Consider the following 401-nt stretch of genomic DNA (forward strand, 5'->3'; position numbering starts at 1 on the left):
CATTGGAAAGCAGCCTGCTGCGGGCGGCCCAGGAGGCGGGTGCGCTGGCGCATATCCACCAGCAGCTGGCGCAGCGCTACGAGGAGCAGGCGCGCCAGGCCAGGGAACTGCGTTCCCGCCTGTTGATGCCGGCAGGTGTGCTGTTGCTGGCACTGCTGGTCAAACCCCTGCCGCCGCTGGTCGCCGGCAGCCTGGGTGTCGGCGGCTACCTGCTGGCCGTGCTGCTGCCGTTGCTCTGGCTGCTGGCCCTGCTGTTCGTCGTGCGCCTGGCGTGGCAACGTCTGCAGCGCCGTCGCACGGAACGCCCTGGCCCGCTCGACGACCTGCTGCTGGCGCTGCCGGTGCTCGGCAGCCTGCTGCGTCGGGCGGATATCCGCAACTTCTGCGATAGCCTCGGCCTG

1 protein-coding gene is annotated in these 401 nt (G+C 70.6%); it reads left to right on the forward strand.

Annotated features, from left to right (window positions below):
* Nucleotides 1-401, forward strand: a 401-nt coding sequence (locus tag J0A65_RS26130; RefSeq protein WP_206597102.1) for a type II secretion system F family protein, incomplete at both ends; no start/stop codon positions are given.

The organism is Bowmanella yangjiangensis (genome assembly GCF_017255015.1).
Taxonomy (GTDB): Bacteria; Pseudomonadota; Gammaproteobacteria; order Enterobacterales; family Alteromonadaceae; genus Bowmanella; species Bowmanella yangjiangensis.